Here is a 15559-nt window from a genome sequence, read left to right on the forward strand (position 1 = left end):
GGGGCAGTCCTTGTCCGGTCAGCTGAAGGTGTGGCGGCTCAGCGGCAGGCTACGCACCCGCTGGCCGGTGAGCTGCGCCACGGCGTTGGCCACGGCAGGCGCCACCGCCGGCAGCGGCGGCTCGCCGATACCGCCCATCTTCGCCCCGCTCTCGACAATGCGCACATGCACCCGGGCCATGCGCGAGGGGGGCAGGATCGGGTACAGGTCGTAGTTGCGTGCACGCGGCTTGCCGTCGATGAACACCGCTTCCTCCACCAGCGTCTGCGACAGGCCCAGGGCTACCGCACCGTTGACCTGGTGCTCGATGATCGCCGGGTTGACGATGCTGCCGGGGTCGATCGCCTGCCAGATGTCATGCACCTTGACTTGGCCGTTCTCGATCGACACCTCGGCGATGGCCGCGGCTTCGGAGCCGAACGGCGAGGCCATGGCTATGCCGCGGGCGCGCTTGCTGCCGTCTTCTGCCGTGAACGGCCCGCGCTTCCAGCCGCCGGACAACTCGGCCACCGCGTGCAGCAGGTTGGTCAGGCGCTGATTGTCGCGCAGCAGGTGCAGGCGCAGTTCGTAAGGGTCCTTGCCGCCCTTGTCGGCCAACTCGTCAAGGAACGATTCATAGAAGAAGTCGTTCAGCGAGTTGCCCACCGAGCGCCAGTAGCCAAGCATGGCCGGGCCCTTGACGTAGATCTGGGCAATGCGTTTGTTGGCAATGGCGTAAGACTTGCCCGACAGCCCTTCGAGGGCCGTGGGGTCGATCTTGTCGCCTTGCTTGCCGGCGAGGGCTTCGGTCGGGCCTTCGGTGGCGCTCACGGCTTCGATGGCCACCGGCAGGCCGTCGGCATCCAGACCGGCGCGGAACTTGACCACGGCAACCGGGCGCAGCACGTCGCGCAGGAACTCTTCCTCGCGGCTCCAGATCAGCTTGACCGGGCGGCCGACGGCCTTGGCCAGGGCGATGGCCTGTGGGTACGGGTTGGCCGAGTCGTACAGGAAGTGGCGGCCGAAGAAGCCGCCAAGCAGAGGTGAGTGCAGGGTGATCTGCGCCGCATCCAGGCCGGTGCGCTTGGCGATGTCGTCGCGGAACATGTCCGGCGCCTGGTTGGGCAGCCAGACTTCCAGGGTGCCGTCCGGGTTGAAGCGGGCCAGGGCAGACGGCGGTTCCAGCTGGGCATGGTTGAGGTACTGGTTGTGGTAGCTGGCCTCGACCTTGGTCTTGGCATTGGCCAGGGCGCCGGCGATGTCGCCTTGGTTTTCCTCATCGCGAGCCGGCCCTTCAACGGTGGCCAGGTGCTCGCGCCAGCCGTCGCTGGAAAAGTCTGCCGGCATCGGCCGCACCTTGCTGTCGGCGCCTGGCTCTTTCCAGTCCACCTGGATGGCTTCCACTGCACGCTTGGCGTGCCACCAGCGTTCGGCGACCACGGCCACGGCGCCTGGCAACTGATGCACCGAATGCACGCCTTTCATGGCCTTGACCTGTTCCTCGTTGCGCAGGCTGCCCACGGTCATGCCCAGGCGTGGCGCGTGCTGCACGGCGGCGTGGAGCATGCCGTCGACCTTGATGTCGATGCAGTACTCGGCCCTGCCGGTGGATTTGTCGTAGGCGTCCAGGCGCCGCACCGGCTTGCCGATCCAGCGAAACTGGCTGGGGTCGCGCAGCTTGATGCTGGCGGGGTCCGGCACCGGCAGGTCCATGGCACGGCCGGCCAGTTCGCCATAGGCCAGCGAGCGGCCGGAGGCGGCGTGGATGACCTTGCCAGGCTCGGTGGACAGCTCGCCGACCGGCACGCCCCATTGTTCGGCCGCAGCCTGCAGCAGCATGGCCCGGGCCAGGCCGCCGAGGCGACGCATGGTCGGGTAGCTCATGCGCACCGACATGCTGCCACCGGTGATGCGCAGGCCGTTTTCCATCACCACGTAGGCTTCCCCGGGCGGTGCGCTTTCGACCAGGAAGTTGGCCGGGTCGACGTCGAGTTCTTCACCGACGATCTGGGCCATGGCCGTGAAGGGGCCTTGGCCACCCTCCATGAACGGGCTGAGCAGGCGCACCTTGCCATCCGGGCGGATTTCCAGGAACGCCGGCACCTGGGTGCCACGTTCCGGGGCGGCTGCCGCCGCCTGCACGCGGGCCGAACCCATCGGCAGGCCGAAACCCAGCACCAGGGCACCGACCGCGGTGCCGGCCAGGAAGCGCCGGCGCGACAGGTTGACGGTTTCGCCCAGTTGCAGCCTGAGCAGTTCTGCGGGGGTATCGACGGGCGTGTTCATCAGGCCTGCTCCCCTTGGGCGAGTGCATGCACGGCAGCATGGATGGCGTTATAGGTGCCGCAGCGGCAGAGGTTGACCATCGCCGCGCCGATCTGCTCATCGCTGGGCTTGGGGGTGTGCTTGAGCAGCGCCGTGGCCGCCATCACCTGGCCGGACTGGCAGTAGCCGCACTGCGCCACCTGGTGCTCGACCCAGGCCGCCACCACGCGCTTGCCTACCGGGTCGGCCTCGACCGCTTCGATGGTGGTCACCTCGCGCCCGACCACGCCGGCCACGGGGGTGACACAGGCACGCACGACATTGCCATCCACCAGCACCGAGCAGGCGCCGCACTGGGCCAGGCCACAGCCATACTTGGTGCCGGTCATGCCCAGGTCGTCACGCAATACCCACAGCAGCGGCGTGTCGGCATCGGTGTCGACCTGATAGGTCTTCTGGTTGATACGAAGTTCCATGGCTCACCTGCTGATCATCGGTTGAGGGCGTTTACGGTCTGCTGGGGAATACGTTGTTCCCCAATCCAGAAACGCTAGCACAGTGATACGACCACTGGGCTGGTGGTGGGCACAGGTTCAGAGGATCAGGCAAGCAATCCGGTGGAATGCGCAATATCCAGGCTGGCTCCCACAGATTGCGGAGAGGACTTCCGGGCCGAAAACCCGGATAATGCCGGCCAATTTCGTTTTGCACGCCTCAATCACGGTAATCCCCGCATGGAAATCAAGGTCAATTTTCTCGACAACCTTCGTCTTGAAGCCAAGTTCGACGACTTCACGGTGATCGCCGACCAGCCGATCCGCTACAAGGGCGATGGTTCGGCCCCGGGCCCATTCGACTATTTCCTGGCCTCGTCGGCCCTGTGCGCGGCGTACTTCGTCAAGCTGTACTGCCAGACTCGCGATATTCCCACCGAGAATATCCGCCTGTCGCAGAACAACATCGTCGACCCGGAGAACCGTTACAACCAGATCTTCAAGATCCAGGTCGAGCTGCCCGAGGACATTTCCGAGAAGGACCGCCAGGGCATCCTGCGCTCCATCGACCGCTGCACCGTGAAGAAAGTGGTGCAGACCGGCCCCGAGTTCATCATCGAAGAAGTCGACAACCTCGACGCCGATGCCCAGGGCCTGCTGATGCCGGTGGCCGACACCAGCACCTACATCCCCGGCAAGGACCTGCCGCTGGAGCAGACCATTGCCAACATGTCCGGCATCCTTGCCGGCCTGGGCATGAAGATCGAGATCGCCTCGTGGCGCAACATCGTGCCCAACGTCTGGTCGCTGCACGTGCGCGACGCCCAGTCGCCGATGTGCTTCACCAACGGCAAGGGCTCGACCAAGGAGGCCGCACTGGCCTCGGCGCTGGGCGAGTTCATCGAGCGGCTGAACTGCAACTTCTTCTACAACGACCAGTTCTGGGGCGAAGACATCGCCAACGCGCCGTTCGTGCATTACCCGAACGAGCAGTGGTTCAAGCCAGGGCCGAAGGACGCGCTGCCGGCAGAAATCCTCGACGAACACTGCCTGGCGATCTACAACGCCGACGGTGAGCTGCGCGGTTCGCACCTGTACGACACCAACTCGGGCAATACCGAGCGTGGTATCTGCTCATTGCCGTTCGTGCGCCAGTCCGACGAGCAGGTGGTGTACTTCCCGTCCAACCTGATCGAGAACCTGTTCCTCAGCAACGGCATGAGCGCCGGCAACACGCTGGCCGAAGCCCAGGTACAGTGCCTGTCGGAAATCTTCGAGCGCGCGGTCAAGCGCGAAATCCTCGAGGGCGAGCTGGCGCTGCCGGATGTTCCCCAGGAAGTGCTGGCCAAGTATCCGGGCATCCTCGCCGGTATCCAGGGCCTGGAAGAGCAGGGCTTCCCGGTGCTGGTCAAGGATGCCTCGCTGGGCGGTGAGTTCCCGGTGATGTGCGTGACCTTGATGAACCCGCGCACTGGCGGCGTGTTCGCCTCGTTCGGCGCCCACCCAAGCTTTGAAGTGGCGCTGGAGCGCAGCCTCACCGAGCTGCTGCAGGGCCGCAGCTTCGAGGGCCTCAACGACTTGCCGCAACCGACCTTCGAAAGCCATGCGCTGACCGAGCCGAACAACTTCGTCGAGCACTTCATCGATTCCAGCGGTGTGGTGTCGTGGCGCTTCTTCAGTGCCAAGGCCGATTTCGAGTTCGTCGAGTGGGACTTCTCCGGCCATGGCGAAGACTCCAACATTCAGGAAGCCGCGACCCTGTTCGGCATCCTCGAAGACCTCGGCAAAGAGGTGTACATGGCGGTGTACGACAACCTCGGCGCCACCGCCTGCCGCATCTTGGTACCGGGTTATTCCGAGATCTATCCGGTCGAGGACCTGATCTGGGACAACACCAACCGCGCCCTGGGCTTCCGTGCCGACATCCTCAACCTGCACAGCCTCGACGACCGCACCCTGCGCGCGCTGCGCCGTCGCCTGGATAAATGCGAGGTGGACGACTACACCACCATCACCACCTTGATCGGCGTCGAGTTCGACGAGAACACGGTGTGGGGCCAGCTGACCATTCTTGAATTGAAGCTGCTGATCTGCCTGGCGCTCAAGCGCTTCGAGGATGCCAAGGAACTGGTCGAGGCGTTCCTGCAGTTCAACGACAACACCGTCGAGCGCGGCCTGTTCTACCAGGCGCTGAACGTGGTGCTGGAGGTGCAGCTGGATGAGGAGCTGGAAATGGCCGACTACGAAGCCAACTTCCGCCGCATGTTCGGCAACCCGCGGATGGACGCGGTGTTGGGTTCGGTCGACGGTAGCGTGCGCTTCCATGGGCTGACCCCGACCAGCACGAAGCTCGAAGGGCTGGACCGCCATCTGCGGCTGATCGAGAGCTACAAGAAACTGCATGCTGCGCGGGCCAGGTTTGCCTGACACATGTTTGGGGCTGCCATGCAGCCCCAAATAGCCAGGCGTGCTTGCTGCTATCGCCAATTGGTATTGCCGTGCGCTTGCCGCTCCCCCTCATCAGCGCTTAGCTGAATCCCGCTCAAACCTATTCCATTCCATGGCGCGCAGACCGCCAGAAGGACCTCGGCCGCGCGCACAACAAGAAGGCGCAGACCATGAGCACTCCTCTGGATACCAATGCACTGAAGGCCCGCCAGCAAGCGGCATGGGCCAGCGGCGACTACGCGGTGATCGGCACCACCTTGCAACTGGTCGGGGAACGCCTGGCCGAAGCCTGCGATTTGCGCTGGGACGAGCAGGTGCTGGATGTCGCGGCCGGCAATGGCAACGCCACCCTGGCCGCCGCCCGGCGCGGCTGTCGGGTCACCTCCACCGACTACGTGGCCGAACTGCTCAAGCGCGGTGAAGAGCGTGCCCGTGCGGAGCACTTCAAGGTCGATTTCGAAGTGGCCGATGCCGAAGCGCTGCCGTACAAGGACGGCATCTTCGACGTCGTGCTGTCTACCTTTGGCGTGATGTTCGCCCCCGATCAGCCCCAGGCGGCGCGGGAGATGGCCCGGGTTTGCCGCTCGGGTGGGCGTATCGGCCTGGCCAACTGGACGCCGCAGGGGTTCGTCGGGCAGATGTTCAAGACCCTCGGCCGGCATGTACCGCCCCCTCCCGGAGCCTTGCCGCCATCGCGCTGGGGTGACGAGATGGCGTTGCGGGCCATGTTCGAAGGGGCAATCGGGATGCTTGACATCAACCCGCAGTATTTCAACTTTCGCTATCGCTCGGCAGCGCATTTCATCGAAGTGTTCCGCACATGGTACGGGCCGGTGCACAAGGCGTTCGCATCGCTCGAACCGGAAGCGGCCAGTGCGCTGGAGCGAGAGCTGACACAGTTGCTGGATGAGAGCAACATCGGCGGCGGGGCCTCACTGGTTGTACCCAGCGAGTACCTGGAGGTGGTCATCACCCGTCGTTGAACTGCGCTGCGGCTAGTTCTTGCACTTGGCCAGCACCACCTGGCAAGTGTCTGGCGTGCCGCCTGAGCGGCCGGCATAACGGATGCAGTTGTTCAGCGATTTCTGCTTGGCAATGCCCAGTGTGTTGCCCCAGGCCAGGCCGCCTTCGCCAGTGCTGGGAAGCGCCTTGGCGTAACAGTTGGAGCCCGGGGCTGCGGCGTAGTAGCGCGCCTTGCTGGTTTTGCTCGAACAGCCGGCATTGAGTGCCAGGCTGATGGCCAGCAAGGCATGCGCGGTCCAGTACGCGTAAGGTCGTGTGCTGCAGATGCTCATGGTATCCCTCATTCGGACGCGCGAAGTCTTTCAGGATATTTCTATCAAGCCAAGCGGTGAACTATCCGAACGTCAAGGTGATCCCTTCTTAAGCGCACCCTGCGCACGCCTGATGGACAAGGCCCCGTGCCAGTCCTTCAGCCCCGGGTCACCGACTGATAAGGAGGCGCCGTGACCGCTACTGAGCAAACCCTCTACCGATGCACGCCCAGCCCGCTGCACGCGATCCTGCTGGCCGGCACGGTTCCGCTGTTTCTCGGCGCGTTGCTGAGCGACATTGCCTACTTCAAGAGCTACCAGATCCAGTGGAGCAACTTCGCCGCCTGGCTGATTGCCGGTGGCTTGCTGTTCTGCGGGCTGGCGCTGTTGTTTGCCCTGGCCAACCTGATCCGCGCCCCGCGCAAGGGCGGGCGGCCGACGCTGTACTTCCTGCTGTTGCTGGCGACCTGGGTGTTGGGGCTTATCAACGCGTTTGAGCATGCAAAGGACGCCTGGGCCGTGATGCCGGCGGGCCTGGTGCTGTCGGTGATCGTCACCGTGCTGGCTTGCGTGGCGGCGTGGCTGGGCATGAGTAATCTGGGTTCGGGAGGTGAGGCATGAAGCCGTTGCATGGAATGTCGCTGCTGAGCGTGGCACTGCTGTTGGCCGCCTGCGGCGGTGACGGTGAGCCGACCCAGGCACTGGGCCCCGACCCAAAACTGCCGGCCCCGGAGCGCGGCTTGCTGCCGAGCATGAAGATCGCGCAACCGGCGCAGTGGGGCGAGCAGAAGCCCACCGTGCCCGAGGGGTACAGCATCACGGCCATCGCCACTGACCTGAAGATCCCGCGCCAGAGCCTGGTGCTGCCCAATGGCGATATCCTGGTCGCCGAAGGACGCGGCGGCAGTGCCGCCAAGCTCAAGCCCAAGGACGTGATCGCCAGCCAGATCAAGGCCAAGGGCAATACCCAGGTCAAGGGTGGCAACCGCCTGACCCTGCTGCGCGATGCCGATGGCGATGGCACCTATGAGCTACAGACGGTGTTCGCCGAAGGCCTCAATGCGCCCTACGGCCTGGCCTTTGCCGGCGGCAAGCTGTACGTGGCCAACCAGGATGCTCTGGTACGTTTCGACTACCAGGACGGTCAGACCAAGGCGGGTGGCCCGCCGATCAAGGTCACCGACCTGCCGGCCGAGATCAACCACCACTGGACCAAGGCGCTGACCATCAGCCCTGATGGCCGCTATCTGTACGTAGGCATCGGCTCGAACAGCAACATCACCGAGCGTGGCATGGAGGTGGAAATCGACCGCGCCATGGTCTGGCAGATCGACGCCGTGACGGGGGCGCACAAGCCTTACGCCACCGGTTTGCGCAACCCGACGGCGCTGACCATTCAGCCGGACACCGGGCAGTTGTGGACGGTGGTCAACGAACGTGACGAACTGGGCCCGGACCTGGTGCCGGACTACCTCACCTCGGTACGAGAGGGCGGCTTCTATGGTTGGCCGTATAGCTACTGGGGGCAGAACGTCGATGAACGGGTGAAACCGCAGAATCCGGACAAGGTGGCGGCCGCGATCAAGCCGGATTACAGCCTGGGGTCGCACGTTGCCGCGCTGGGCGTGGACTTCTCCATCCCGGCCATGGGTGAACGGTTTGCCGACGGGGTGTTCGTGGGCGAGCACGGTAGCTGGAATCGGCCGAACCCGGTGGGTTACAAGGTGATCTTCGTGCCGTTCAAGGCGGGCAAGCCAGCCGGTGAGCCGATCGACTTTGCCACCGGGTTCCGTGGGGAAGATGGCAAGACCCGAGGTCGGCCTGTGGGCGTGACGGTGGACCCGCGCGGGGCGTTGATCATTGCGGATGACCTGGCCAACACCGTCTGGCGTGTGACGCGTATGACGCCAAGGGGTTGAAATGTGCAGCAGCGCGGGCGTTTGCCTGCAGAGTGGCGGGCAATGGCTATGCTTGTTTGCGCGTAAACATTTCACGCACGAACCCGGTCTTGAACACATGGAAGCAGGCCTATGAATCCTATTTGCACGCTCGCTCGCGCTGTTGCCCTCGCCACGCTGATGTCCGCTGCCACCATCACCGTACAGGCTGCCGAGATTCCGATTGGCAGTGAGGCGTTGGAAAGCCACGTCAAAACCCAGGTCACCGCCATCGACCTGGACAATCGCCAAGTCACGGTAAAAGGGCCGAACGACAAGGACGTCACCCTGCAACTGACGGAAAAGGCCAAGGCGCTGCCCAACCTGAAGGTCGGTGACAACGTTGATATCTATGTCACCCGGGCAATCGCCTACGTGCTCAACAGCAATGTGGGCGGCGCGCCCAAAGCGAGTGAAGAATCCGGCACCATTCGCGCCACCAAGGACAATCCGAACCCGGGCGGCGAAGCATTCCGCCAGGTTCGAGTAACCTCGCAGATCAAGAAGATCGACCTGAAAACACATGAAGTGACCCTGTTGCCGCCGGAAGGCAAGCTACAGGTGGTCAAGGTCGAGAACCCGGACCTGCAGAAACGCATGAAGAACCTCAAGGTTGGCCAGACCGTCGATGCGATCTACACCGAAGTACTGCGGGTCGATACCTGGCGGTAAGGTCGGACTGCGGGCACGCTTCGGCAGGCCCGCATTTGGCTGTATGCGCATGACGAATACTGCACGTGCACCTTTTCGATTTCCATAACCATCGTCGATTTGCCGATCATGGTCTCATCCTGACTTCAGATGAGACCCATCATGTCCTACAAGACCCTGCTGTTTGCATTCCTTCCCGTGATGATGGCCCTGCTTGCAGGCTTCGTACTGCCGTATCAGGCCGCCAGCAACGCTGCCGTCGGCCGTGCGCTCGGACACTGGTTATGGGGCGCCTTCACCTCGTTGACGGTCAGTTCGGTGGTGATCATCACGGCGTTGCTGATCCTGCGGGTGCCCATGCCTGACCTGAGCAAAGCGCTGCAAGGCCCGTGGTGGTTATGGATCGGTGGCGTGTTGGGCGCCCTCTACGTGGCTGGCGCTGCCGCATTGACGCCCAAGCTGGGCACGGCGGGTTTTCTGGTGCTGGTGGTGGCAGGGCAGATCCTGACCTCAGTGATCGTCGACCACTTCGGGCTGATGGGCGTTGCCAGCAAGCCGGTGAACCTGGCCAGGGTTGCCGGTGTACTGCTTATCCTCGGTGGCGTGTTGCTGGTGCAGGGCGGCTGGACCTCGACCCCGTCGTCCGGCCAGGCCGTTATCGAACGCTGATCAATGCCCGGGCTGGCTACACGCCCAGACCGCCTCGCGCAGCCACCGATGGCCGGGGTCGCTGTCCTTGCGCCCATGCCAGGCCTGTTGATAGGCGAGGGCAGGTATCGGCAGTGGCGGCGTGAACTCGCGCAGAGACGGATGCTGGCGCATCGGGCCTACCGCTCTGCGGGCCACGGTGAGGATCAGGTCAGTGCCCGTGAGCACTTCGACCGCTGCGCTCCAATGGGGTAGCGCCAGCGCGATGTGCCGGCGCTGGCCTTGTTCGGCCAGGGCCCGTTCGATCTCATCGTGGGCATCCGGGTGCATGGCCATGAGCACGTGCGGGCGAGCCAGCCAGTCATCCAGGGCTATCCCACCCTTGGCCGGCAGCACCCGGCGATCGGCGACGCTGATGAAGCGGTCTTCGAACAAGGTCAGGGAGGCGATATCGGCCGGCAGTTCCGGGAAGATGCCCAGGGCCAGGTCGAGCTCGCCATCGAGCAACTGCGCGAGCATGGCTTCGCGGCTGGCCTGGCTGATGGCCAGATCGACACCGGGGGCGACCTGGCGCAGGTGGCGCACCAGCGGCGGCAAGATGATGCGCGAGGAGTAGTCGGAAAGCGAAAGCCTGAAGCGGCGCCGGGCTTGGGCAGGGTCGAATTGTGGCGCGGCCAGTAGGCCGTTGAGGCTGCCGAGGGCATCCTGCAGCGGTTTGGCCAGGGATTGCGCGCGGGCGGTCAGGGCCATCTGGCCGTGCTGGCGGATCAGCAACGGGTCGTCGAAGTGTGCACGCAGCTGCGCCAGGGCATGACTGACGGCGGGTTGGCTGCGGTGCAGGCGCAGGGCGGCGCGGGTCACGTGCTTTTCGCTGAGCAGGGCATGCAGGGTGAGCAGCAGGTTGAGGTCGATCTTGCGCAGTTCATCCATGGGGCGAATGCTTCTGGTGGCTTTGACAGGTGATTATCAGCCTAACAGATGTGATTGCCTCTTCGCGGGACAGGCCACACAAAGCACCTGACGGGGTTATACTCGCCCCCCGTTTCACTGTAATCCGAGTATTCCGATGGGTTTTTCCGCAACCGCCACCCCCGAACCGCGCCGCCTCGGTGCGCCCTTGATCGCCCTGGCCCTGCTGCTGGCCGGCGCCTGGTTCCTCAACCTCAACGCCGGCTTCAAGCAGGTGCTGCTGCTGATTGTCGGTGCCGCCCTGGGCCTGACGCTCTATCACGCCGCTTTTGGCTTCACCTCGGCCTGGCGTGTGTTCATCAACGAGCGCCGCGGCGCTGGCCTGCGTGCGCAGATGGTCATGCTGACCCTGGCCGTGCTGCTGTTCTTCCCGGCGCTGTCGGCCGGCAGCCTGTTCGGCACCCCGGTTACCGGCCTGGTCGCGCCGGCTGGCGTGTCGGTGGTGTTCGGCGCGTTCATCTTCGGCATCGGCATGCAACTGGGGGGCGGCTGTGCCTCGGGCACGCTGTTCACGGTCGGCGGCGGCAATGCGCGGATGCTGGTGACCCTGCTGTTCTTCATCATCGGCTCGGTCAGCGCCACCCACCATGCTGACTGGTGGTTCGCGCTGCCGTCGTTCCCGGCCACTTCGATTGTCCAGGCCTGGGGCGTGGTGCCTGCGCTGCTGGTCAGCGTGGCCGTGTTCGCGCTGATCGCCTGGGCCACGGTGGTGCTGGAAAAACGTCGTCATGGCGCCCTGGAAGCGCCACTGAGCAGCGAGCATCAAGGCCTGCGACGCTTCCTGCGCGGCCCTTGGCCGCTGCTATGGGGTGCGATTGCCCTGGCCTTGCTCAACTACGCCACCCTGGCCCTGGCCGGGCGCCCGTGGGGTATCACTTCGGCCTTTGCCCTGTGGGGCGCCAAGACCCTTTCCAGCTTCGGCGTGGACGTCGGCAGCTGGGTGTTCTGGCAGGCGCCGGCCAATGCCAAGGCACTGGCTGCGCCGCTGTGGCAGGACATCACCACGGTGATGGACATCGGCATCGTGCTCGGCGCACTGATGGCGGCAGGCCTGGCAGGCCGCTTCGCGCCAAGCCTGAAAATCCCGCTGCCATCGCTGATCGCCGCAGTGATCGGTGGCCTGCTGCTGGGCTATGGTTCGCGCCTGGCCTATGGCTGTAATATCGGCGCCTACTTCAGCGGTATCGCGTCGGGTAGTGTGCACGGCTGGTTGTGGCTGATCGCGGCTTACACCGGCAACCTGATCGGCGTGCGCCTGCGCCCGCTGTTCTTCGCCGGCGAGCGCCGCCCGGTGGCGCTCAGCGGCTGCTGAAACGATGTGATCAAGTGCGACCCGGCCTATCCCTGCTGAGCATTGCTTCACCAGGTGCAGTAATCATCTGCACCTGGCCCGATTGTTCGAATTCCGCCTGCCAATTAGCCTGATCCGGTCTTTCACTGCCGCAAGGAACCGAACATGGCTAGCCGAATTGCCCTGAGCGCCACTGGCGCTGCCGACGTCATGCACCTGGAACAGCTGCAGCCCCAGCAGCCCGGCCCCGGGCAGGTATGGCTGGAGCAGACTGCAATGGGCGTCAACCCCCTCGATGTGCTGCAGCGCAAAGGCGGCGCACCGCTGGCCCTGCCTTCGGGGCTGGGGCTGGAGGGGGCCGGGCGAGTGACTGCGGTGGGTGCAGGAGTGAGCAACGTACAGGTGGGTGACCGCGTTGCGTATGCCACCGGCCCTGTGGGCGCCTATGCCAGCGGCCGACTTTACCCGGCGGAGCGCCTGGTGAAGTTGCCGCCAAGCCTGGACGATGAAGCGGCCGCTGCCGTGCTGTTCAAGGGCATCACTGCGCAGTACCTGCTCAAGGCAACCTACCCGGTGGGGGCTGGTACGCAGATTCTGCTGTATGGCGCCGCCGGTGCCCTCGGCCAGCTCATGGCTCCCTGGGCGCGTCATCTGGGTGCCCGGGTGATTGGCGTGGTGTCGAAGCCGCAGAGCGTGACGCGGGCGCAGGCTGCGGGGTGTGACGCGGTGCTGGTGTTCGATGCCGCGAGCCTGGCCAGCCAGGTGCGTGCGCTGACCCAGGGGCAGGGCGTCGACGTGGTATATGACAGCGTAGGCAAGCTGTCGCTGCAGGCATCGCTGGACAGCCTGCGTCCCCGCGGCCTGCTGGTGTCCTGTGGGGCAATCTCGGGAGTACCGGCCCCCATCGAAGTGGCCACCCTCAATGCCAAGGGGTCGCTGTACCTGACCCGGCCGTCCCTGGCCGCCCACACTGCCACGGCCGAGGAATACCAGCAGCGCGCAGTCGATGTGCTGGCAGCGATTGGCGCAGGTATCATTCAGCCCCGCGTGTGGCGCCGTTACCCGTTGGCCGAGGCAGCCAGGGCCCATGGGGACCTGGAGCAAGGGCGGTCGGAAGGGGCGCTGATTCTCACCGCTTGATACCGAACTCACCACCGAGCCTTGCCATGGATGCCTTTGACAGCCGCCGCGCTGATGAACTCGCCACCTTGCTGGCCTTGCACGAGCAACGCTCGTTTGCCGCTGCCGGCCGCCAGCTGGAGCGCCATCCCACGGTGCTGTCGAAGCGCCTGAACGCCCTGGAGCAACGCCTGGGCATACGCCTTGTGGAGCGCACCACACGGCAGTTGCGCTTCACCGACGAAGGTGAGCGGCTGGTAGCACGCGTGCGCGAGGCCAGCCGCCTGATTGCCGAGGCCGAGCAGGAGGCCGCCGAGGGCGCCGCAGAGGTGCGTGGCCGCCTGCGCCTGGCCTTGCCTGCCGCCATGGGCCGCCGCTGGCTGAGCGGCCTGCTGGCGGATTTTGTCCTGACTTACCCTGAAGTGACCATCGAAGCCGAGTATGCCGACCGTTTCGTTGACCTGGTCGGCGAGGGTTTCGACGCAGCCATCCGCGTTGGCGAGCTGGCAGACAATCGCCTGGTGGCGCGCAAGCTGGGTGATCACCTGCGCATCCTGTGCGCTTCACCGGCCTACCTTGCGCGCCATGGTGAACCTGCTGAGCCTCAACAGCTTGTTGAACATAATTGCTTAGAATTCAGTGGTTTACGATCATTTCCTGAATGGCGGCTCAACAATGAAGCGCAACAGGTGAGCGTCCGGGTCAGCGGCTCGCTACGCGGCAACGACAATGAGGCACTGCTTGAGGCCGCGCGGCGTGGCGTGGGCATTCTGGCAGGTGGCGACTGGCTGATGGGCGAGGACCTCGCGGCCGGACGCCTGGTGCGCGTGTTGCCACAATGGCAGCTGGACGTGGCAGCGGGTATCTACCTGGTGCGCCCCTCGGCGCGGCTGAACAGCGCGGCCATGGGGGCGTTCAAGGCCTGGATAGAGGAACGCTTCAAGAACGGCCCGCCCTGGCGAAACCAGGGCTGACTGAGTCTCAAAAATGCACTATAAAAATATTTCAAATATATGAAATATATAGATTTATCGTTTAGCAACTGCGTGCTGGACGCACTGTTCGTAATACGTCTGCTTGATCGCTGCCGGCTGCAGCTTCGAACGGCTGTTGTAGGTCTGTTCGGTGATGCCGAAGGCAGTCATGCGCATCCATGGCTTGTCGAAACGGCGCACCTGCAGCTTCTTGCGCGTGGCATACAGGGTGACCCCGGAGAGCTTGGCTTGCTGGGCCTCGGCGGCGATTTGCGAGCCCCAACCACAGACGTTGCGATCGTTCTGGTTCAGCGCCTTGGCCTGGGCGCCGAAGCCGACAGTGGCCAACAGGCAGCCGGCCATCGTTGCTAGAATTGTTCGCATGTTGCTGTCCTAAGCATATGAAGATGAACGAAGTTTGCCTTCACTGGAAATGCCTGGGGGCCAGCATTTTCCTATCAGGTAGTGGCGATGCGAAAGCGATTTGCCAGTGCGGGGCTTAGGCGCCGCGTTCAGCAGCGTCAGTTTCGAGACGCGCCATGGAAAAGGCTCACTGTACCTGACTTCACGGCGGCCAGCCCCGGCAAGAAATACCGCGTCGGGTGTATGTGATCGTACAACTGCTTGCGTTATGATGACGGCTGTCTTTCAAGGTGAAATACAGGGCATGACAGAGCAGCAGGTACAGGCAAGGACCCGGCGCAAGCCGCGCAGTCTGGCCCAGGAACTGGTCACGGTGCTGACCGAGCGCATTCGCAGCGGCCAGCTCAAGCGCGGCGACAAGCTACCGACCGAATCGCAGATCATGGCCGAGGAGGGCGTCAGCCGTACCGTGGTGCGTGAGGCGATCTCCCGGCTGCAGGCGGCCGGGCAGGTCGAGACTCGCCATGGCATCGGCACCTTCGTGCTGGATGCGCCAGCGACCGGGGGCTTCCGTATCGACCCGGCGACCGTGGTGACCTTGCGCGAGGTGCTGGCGGTACTGGAGCTGCGCATCGCCCTGGAAATCGAATCGGCGGGCCTGGCGGCGCAACGGCGCAGCGATGAAGAGCTGACCGGCATGCGTGCGGCGCTGGACGAGCTGAACGAGGGGGCTGCACATGCCACCGACGCGGTATCGGCGGACTTCCAGTTCCACCTGCGTATTGCCCAGGCCAGCGGCAACCACTACTTCGCCGACATCATCAACCACCTGGGTACCAGCATCATTCCGCGTACCCGGTTGAATTCGGCGCGGTTGGCCCATGATGACCAGGCGCATTACATGAGCCGGTTGATGCATGAGCATGAAGCGATCTACGAAGCCATTGCCCGGCGCGACAGCGAAGGGGCGAAGATGGCCATGCGCATGCACCTGAGCAACAGCCGCGAACGCTTGCGCCAGGCCCATGAAGAAGCAGAGGCACAAGGGGCCTGAGCCCTTCAGTAACCTTTGCTGGCCTCTTCGCGGGACAAGCCCGCTCCTACAGGAGTACCTGTAGCTTCAGGGCTGCGCAGCACCTGTAGGAGC

Annotated in this window: 15 protein-coding genes; 10 read left to right on the forward strand and 5 right to left on the reverse strand. The window is 64.3% G+C overall.

The features are described 5' to 3' along the window. Positions 1-18 precede the first annotated feature (18 nt). Together C2H86_RS24855 and C2H86_RS24860 are read right to left on the reverse strand one after the other, a co-directional pair. Positions 19-2265, reverse strand: a complete 2247-nt coding sequence (locus C2H86_RS24855; RefSeq protein ID WP_159410311.1) for a xanthine dehydrogenase family protein molybdopterin-binding subunit — start codon at positions 2263-2265, stop codon at positions 19-21. After that, positions 2265-2720 carry a (2Fe-2S)-binding protein gene (locus C2H86_RS24860; RefSeq protein ID WP_159410312.1) on the reverse strand — a complete coding sequence of 152 codons (456 nt, stop codon included), beginning with the start codon at positions 2718-2720 and terminating at the stop codon, positions 2265-2267. The genes C2H86_RS24855 and C2H86_RS24860 overlap by 1 nt, the downstream gene beginning before the upstream one ends. A 258-nt stretch (positions 2721-2978) precedes the next feature. Between C2H86_RS24860 and C2H86_RS24865 the strand changes: the two genes are divergently transcribed. Both C2H86_RS24865 and C2H86_RS24870 read left to right on the forward strand, forming a co-directional pair. Then, complete coding sequence (locus C2H86_RS24865; RefSeq protein WP_159410313.1) at positions 2979-5165, forward strand: OsmC domain/YcaO domain-containing protein; 2187 nt, start codon at positions 2979-2981, stop codon at positions 5163-5165. A gap of 191 nt (positions 5166-5356) precedes the next feature. Beyond that, positions 5357-6169: a class I SAM-dependent methyltransferase gene (locus C2H86_RS24870; RefSeq protein ID WP_159410314.1), complete on the forward strand. Its 813-nt coding sequence runs from the start codon at positions 5357-5359 to the stop codon at positions 6167-6169. A 12-nt stretch (positions 6170-6181) separates the two neighbouring features. On the opposite strand, the gene C2H86_RS24875 is transcribed toward C2H86_RS24870, so the two are convergent. Then, entirely contained in the window at positions 6182-6481 is a 300-nt protein-coding gene (locus C2H86_RS24875; protein ID WP_159410315.1) for a hypothetical protein, read from the reverse strand. A gap of 171 nt (positions 6482-6652) precedes the next feature. Between C2H86_RS24875 and C2H86_RS24880 the strand changes: the two genes are divergently transcribed. The 4 genes from C2H86_RS24880 to C2H86_RS24895 all read left to right on the forward strand — a co-directional run bounded on the left by C2H86_RS24880 (position 6653) and on the right by C2H86_RS24895 (position 9717). Beyond that, positions 6653-7081: a DUF2231 domain-containing protein gene (locus C2H86_RS24880; protein WP_159410316.1), complete on the forward strand. Its 429-nt coding sequence runs from the start codon at positions 6653-6655 to the stop codon at positions 7079-7081. Then, positions 7078-8379 (forward strand): PQQ-dependent sugar dehydrogenase, encoded by a 1302-nt coding sequence (locus tag C2H86_RS24885; RefSeq protein ID WP_159410317.1) that lies wholly within the window; start codon positions 7078-7080, stop codon positions 8377-8379. The genes C2H86_RS24880 and C2H86_RS24885 overlap by 4 nt, the downstream gene beginning before the upstream one ends. Positions 8380-8490: 111 nt before the next feature. Continuing rightward, on the forward strand, positions 8491-9069 hold the full coding sequence (locus tag C2H86_RS24890; protein ID WP_159410318.1) for a hypothetical protein: 579 nt from the start codon (positions 8491-8493) through the stop codon (positions 9067-9069). 141 nt (positions 9070-9210) lie between these two features. Next, positions 9211-9717, forward strand: a complete 507-nt coding sequence (locus tag C2H86_RS24895) for a DMT family transporter (RefSeq protein WP_159410319.1) — start codon at positions 9211-9213, stop codon at positions 9715-9717. Here C2H86_RS24895 and C2H86_RS24900 read toward each other — a convergent pair whose 3' ends face one another. Continuing rightward, on the reverse strand, positions 9718-10626 hold the full coding sequence (locus C2H86_RS24900; protein WP_159410320.1) for a LysR family transcriptional regulator: 909 nt from the start codon (positions 10624-10626) through the stop codon (positions 9718-9720). It abuts the gene before it with no gap. Positions 10627-10762: 136 nt separating this feature from the next. On the opposite strand from C2H86_RS24900, the gene C2H86_RS24905 reads away from it, so the two are divergent. The 3 genes from C2H86_RS24905 to C2H86_RS24915 all read left to right on the forward strand — a co-directional run bounded on the left by C2H86_RS24905 (position 10763) and on the right by C2H86_RS24915 (position 14049). Further along, complete coding sequence (locus C2H86_RS24905) at positions 10763-11977, forward strand: YeeE/YedE family protein (protein ID WP_159410321.1); 1215 nt, start codon at positions 10763-10765, stop codon at positions 11975-11977. Between the two features lie 144 nt (positions 11978-12121). Beyond that, a complete protein-coding gene (locus C2H86_RS24910) occupies positions 12122-13096 on the forward strand; it encodes a quinone oxidoreductase family protein (RefSeq protein ID WP_159410322.1) in 975 nt (324 codons plus the stop codon). Positions 13097-13122: 26 nt separating this feature from the next. Further along, a complete protein-coding gene (locus tag C2H86_RS24915; RefSeq protein ID WP_159410323.1) occupies positions 13123-14049 on the forward strand; it encodes a LysR family transcriptional regulator in 927 nt (308 codons plus the stop codon). A gap of 54 nt (positions 14050-14103) precedes the next feature. On the opposite strand, the gene C2H86_RS24920 is transcribed toward C2H86_RS24915, so the two are convergent. Beyond that, the gene (locus C2H86_RS24920) at positions 14104-14433 is read right to left on the reverse strand and encodes a hypothetical protein (RefSeq protein ID WP_159410324.1); all 330 of its coding nucleotides are present in this window, start codon (positions 14431-14433) and stop codon (positions 14104-14106) included. Between the two features lie 283 nt (positions 14434-14716). On the opposite strand from C2H86_RS24920, the gene C2H86_RS24925 reads away from it, so the two are divergent. Then, complete coding sequence (locus C2H86_RS24925; protein ID WP_159410325.1) at positions 14717-15466, forward strand: FadR/GntR family transcriptional regulator; 750 nt, start codon at positions 14717-14719, stop codon at positions 15464-15466. Positions 15467-15559 lie beyond the last annotated feature (93 nt).

It is taken from the genome of Pseudomonas putida, assembly GCF_009883635.2.
Lineage (GTDB): Bacteria > Pseudomonadota > Gammaproteobacteria > Pseudomonadales > Pseudomonadaceae > Aquipseudomonas > Aquipseudomonas putida_W.

What these genes read in the sequence shown, in the direction of transcription:
- C2H86_RS24865 (WP_159410313.1), top strand. Translation starts at nt 2,979, where the DNA reads ATGGAAATCAAGGTCAATTTTCTCGACAACCTTCGTCTTGAAGCCAAG.
- C2H86_RS24905 (WP_159410321.1), top strand. Translation starts at nt 10,763, where the DNA reads ATGGGTTTTTCCGCAACCGCCACCCCCGAACCGCGCCGCCTCGGTGCG.
- C2H86_RS24920 (WP_159410324.1), bottom strand. Translation starts at nt 14,433, where the DNA reads ATGCGAACAATTCTAGCAACGATGGCCGGCTGCCTGTTGGCCACTGTC.
- C2H86_RS24900 (WP_159410320.1), bottom strand. Translation starts at nt 10,626, where the DNA reads ATGGATGAACTGCGCAAGATCGACCTCAACCTGCTGCTCACCCTGCAT.
- C2H86_RS24885 (WP_159410317.1), top strand. Translation starts at nt 7,078, where the DNA reads ATGAAGCCGTTGCATGGAATGTCGCTGCTGAGCGTGGCACTGCTGTTG.
- C2H86_RS24860 (WP_159410312.1), bottom strand. Translation starts at nt 2,720, where the DNA reads ATGGAACTTCGTATCAACCAGAAGACCTATCAGGTCGACACCGATGCC.
- C2H86_RS24870 (WP_159410314.1), top strand. Translation starts at nt 5,357, where the DNA reads ATGAGCACTCCTCTGGATACCAATGCACTGAAGGCCCGCCAGCAAGCG.
- C2H86_RS24855 (WP_159410311.1), bottom strand. Translation starts at nt 2,265, where the DNA reads ATGAACACGCCCGTCGATACCCCCGCAGAACTGCTCAGGCTGCAACTG.
- C2H86_RS24890 (WP_159410318.1), top strand. Translation starts at nt 8,491, where the DNA reads ATGAATCCTATTTGCACGCTCGCTCGCGCTGTTGCCCTCGCCACGCTG.
- C2H86_RS24895 (WP_159410319.1), top strand. Translation starts at nt 9,211, where the DNA reads ATGTCCTACAAGACCCTGCTGTTTGCATTCCTTCCCGTGATGATGGCC.
- C2H86_RS24875 (WP_159410315.1), bottom strand. Translation starts at nt 6,481, where the DNA reads ATGAGCATCTGCAGCACACGACCTTACGCGTACTGGACCGCGCATGCC.
- C2H86_RS24925 (WP_159410325.1), top strand. Translation starts at nt 14,717, where the DNA reads ATGACAGAGCAGCAGGTACAGGCAAGGACCCGGCGCAAGCCGCGCAGT.
- C2H86_RS24915 (WP_159410323.1), top strand. Translation starts at nt 13,123, where the DNA reads ATGGATGCCTTTGACAGCCGCCGCGCTGATGAACTCGCCACCTTGCTG.
- C2H86_RS24910 (WP_159410322.1), top strand. Translation starts at nt 12,122, where the DNA reads ATGGCTAGCCGAATTGCCCTGAGCGCCACTGGCGCTGCCGACGTCATG.